The sequence below is a fragment of the Arthrobacter sp. JSM 101049 genome (assembly GCF_041679245.1).
In the GTDB taxonomy this organism is placed as follows: Bacteria; Actinomycetota; Actinomycetes; order Actinomycetales; family Micrococcaceae; genus Arthrobacter_H.
The window spans coordinates 1-3,307 of record NZ_JBGFFC010000015.1; the positions used below are offsets into that span (position 1 = coordinate 1).

Annotated in this window: 3 protein-coding genes; all 3 read left to right on the forward strand. The window is 68.2% G+C overall.

The features are described 5' to 3' along the window. Positions 1-377 precede the first annotated feature (377 nt). From AB8M85_RS17440 to AB8M85_RS17450, 3 genes are read left to right on the forward strand one after another with little or no spacing between them, the layout of a single operon-like run. Positions 378-842 (forward strand): hypothetical protein, encoded by a 465-nt coding sequence (locus AB8M85_RS17440; protein ID WP_372700103.1) that lies wholly within the window; start codon positions 378-380, stop codon positions 840-842. Positions 843-900: 58 nt separating this feature from the next. Continuing rightward, positions 901-2,361: a DDE-type integrase/transposase/recombinase gene (locus AB8M85_RS17445; RefSeq protein ID WP_372700104.1), complete on the forward strand. Its 1,461-nt coding sequence runs from the start codon at positions 901-903 to the stop codon at positions 2,359-2,361. Continuing rightward, the gene (locus AB8M85_RS17450; protein WP_372700105.1) at positions 2,358-3,167 is read left to right on the forward strand and encodes an ExeA family protein; all 810 of its coding nucleotides are present in this window, start codon (positions 2,358-2,360) and stop codon (positions 3,165-3,167) included. Before AB8M85_RS17445 ends, AB8M85_RS17450 begins: the two co-directional genes overlap by 4 nt. The last annotated feature ends 140 nt before the right edge of the window (positions 3,168-3,307 follow it).

Sequence of the window (3,307 nt, forward strand, 5' to 3'; positions counted from 1 at the left end):
GTGTTAGGCGTCTTGTTGTTTGACCGCGGGGACGTCATCATCGGCGGCGAGCGGTCTTTTTTCGGGGAAGTCTTGATCTAGTGCCGTCGGCGGCGTCAGGCTGACGATGACTGGTAAAGACGAACGGCCAGCGTGAGAGTTTCGAAGAATCACGCCGGCCGTTCTAACGCGTTAGGACCGCGCTGATGCTCACCGTAAGCCACCATGCCCCCGCTGTCGAGTTGGACCTGGCCGCCGGACGGCTTGCCTGCGCCAGATGCCGGGGAACGCTTCGGCCTTGGGGATGGGCTCGGGAACGCTGGATCCGCCATGGTGCCGGTGCCGGCACCGAGATCCTGCGGCATCGCCCGCGCCGGGCACGGTGTGTCGGATGCTCGGTGACCCACGTGCTCCTGGGGGCCGGTTTGGCGTCTCGGCGCGCCGATACGGCGGCGGTGATCGCTGCGGCCATCGAGGTCAAGACCGCTACGGGTGCCGGACATCGCAGGATCGCAGCCCAGCTGGGTCGGCCAGCGTCCACGGTCCGCGGCTGGCTGCGTTCCTTCGCGGCGTCGGCGTCTTCGATCCTGAAGGCGTTCACCGTGATGGTGCATCGTCATGGGGCCGATCCTGCCCGTCTCTGGCCATCCCCGGCTCCGACCGCAGCGGGGCAGGCCCTGGCCATGCTCGGCGCTTATGCCCAGGTCCTGGCTGAGCGGTTCTCCGTTGCCATGCTGCCTTGGCACGGCGCTGGTCTGGCGGCGGTGGGTCCGTGGTTCTTCAGCGCCGTCTGGTGGTCCGGGGCGGTGCAACACGAGTTGGCCCTTATGCCCGTGGCCGGCGAGGGCAAGGGTGGGAAATAGCGCCGACCGGACGCGTCGGCGCCATTTTTCCCTGCGATGTTGCCCAGGAGGCAGACCCATGACCGAAGCCGTACCCCGACGCGGACCCCTGGCCCGCAAGGACCGGGCGGAGAAGATCGCCCTGTTCCGCTACCAACTCATCCGCGACGCCGCGGACCCGGCCCTGAGCACCCGCCAACGCGGCCCCCTCGTGCGGGCGCTGGCCGCGGCAGAACACACCGGCCCCCACGGGCAGATGGTCCGGTATTCCCGTGAGTCCCTGGACCGGTGGATCCGCGCCTGGCAGAGGGAGGGTTTCGACGGGCTCAAGCCCCGGGAACGTACGGCGGCGCCCATCACCCCGGCATCTGTGCTCGCCTTGGCCGGGACCCTGAAGCTGGAGCGTCCGCACCGCACCGCGGCCCAGGTCCGCCGGATCATGATCGAGACCCTCGGGGACGCCCCGTCCGAGTCGACCCTGTTGCGCCACTTCCGCACCCTGGACATCCCCACCGGCACCCCGGCGGCGGCCACCGGGCGCTTCGAGGCCGGGCACCCCAACGAGATCTGGGTCGGGGACGCCCTGCACGGGCCGAGGATCGCAGGCCGGAAAACCTATCTCTTCGCGTTCATCGATGACCATTCACGCATGGTCACCGCCGCCCGCTGGGCCTACGCGGAGGACTCCGTGCGCTTGGCGGCAGCGCTGCGTCCGGCCCTGCAAACCCATGGAATCCCCACCCATTGCTATGTCGATAACGGCGCGGCCTTCGTCGATTCGGCACTGCTGCGCACGTGCGCGAAACTGGGGATGAAGCTCATCCATTCCAAGCCCTATCGTCCGCAGGGCAGGGGCAAGATCGAGCGGTTCTTCGGCTCGGTCCGCTCCCAGTTCCTCTCCGAGATCACCGTCCTGGATGCCCCGGTCCAGCTGACCGTTCCCGGCACCGGCCGGGCCGCCGGGGAAGCCGGCACGGAGGAGTCCGGGACCGCGATCGCCTCGCTGGCCGAGCTCAACGCGTTGTTCACCTCCTGGGTGCAGATCACCTACCACCGCACCGTGCACTCAGGCACCGGGCAGAGCCCGCTGGCCCGCTGGGATGCCGGCTGGGAAAACCGGACCCCGGTCAGGAGGTCCCCGGAGGTCATTGCCGAGGCGTTCCGCTGGTCCGTGACCCGCAGGGTCTCCAAGACCGCGACCGTCTCCCTGCAGGGCAACACCTACCAGGTCGATCCGCTGCTTGCCGGAACACATGTCGAGCTGGTCTACGACCCCTTCGACCTGACCGCACCGATCACCGTCGCCGGCCCCGGCGGACTCCCGGCACCGGAAGCAGTGCTGCTGCAGGTCCGCCGCCACGTCCACCCCAAGGCCGCCGCCGCACGCTCCGACGCCGACACCGCAGCAGCCAACGTCTCCTCGGGCATCGACTACCTGCGCGTTATCGAAACCCGGCACAAAACCGAGATGACCGGCGCCCCGATCAGCTTCGACAAGGCCACCACGGCCGTGGACGCGACCTTGGGAGGGCCCGCGTGATCGAGAACCTGCAATCGCACGACGGCTTCACCTCCATGCCCTTCGGACGCTCGGTACCGGTCCAGGCACTGCACGCCCATCCCGGACACCGCGAAGCCGTCGCGAGGATCCAATGGTGCGTGGACCAGCACCAGCTCGGCGTGGTCACCGGCGAAGTCGGGGCCGGCAAGACCGTGGCCGTGCGCGCGGCCCTGGCCCGGCTGGAGGCCTCACGGCACCAGGTGATCTACATTGCCGACCCCACCGTGGGGATGCGCGGCATCCACTCCCAGATCGTCACCGCCCTGGGCGGGACGCCCGCGTTCTACTCCGGGGTCCTGGCCCACCAGACCGCGTCCCTGTTGGCCGGGGAACTCGACGAACGATCACGCCTACCCGTCGTCGTGATCGACGAGGCACATCTGCTTGCCAACTCGGATCTGGAATCGCTGCGGATGCTCACCAACAGCGCCCTCGATACCGGCTCCCACTTCGCGTTGCTGCTGATCGGCCAACCCACGCTGCGTCGTCGGCTCAAGCTCGCGGTCCTCGCCGCCCTGGACCAACGGATATCGACGCGATACGCGATCACGGGGATGGACCTGGCCGAGACCGATGCCTACATCCGCCACCATCTCAAATTCGTCGGCAGGTCCGACACCCTGTTCTCCGATGATGCCGTCGCCGCGATCCACCAGGGCTCACGCGGCTACCCGAGATCAGTGAACAACCTCGCCGTGGCCGCCCTGATCGCGACCTACGCGGCAGGCAAGGCCATCGTGGACCTCTCCGCGGCCCAATCCGCGATCACGGAGAACAGCGAATAGGGCCCGCCGTCACCGATGACCACCGCCGCGTCAGCACGGCGATGAATGCCCCGCGGGAAACCATCCCGCGGGGCATTTTCGTGCCCGGTCATCGTCAACGATCCCGACGGCCCCAACGTCAAATAACGCGATCGATAACA

Coding starts and splice junctions, on each gene's coding strand:
- AB8M85_RS17445 (WP_372700104.1), top strand. CDS start 901: ATGACCGAAGCCGTACCCCGACGCGGACCCCTGGCCCGCAAGGACCGG.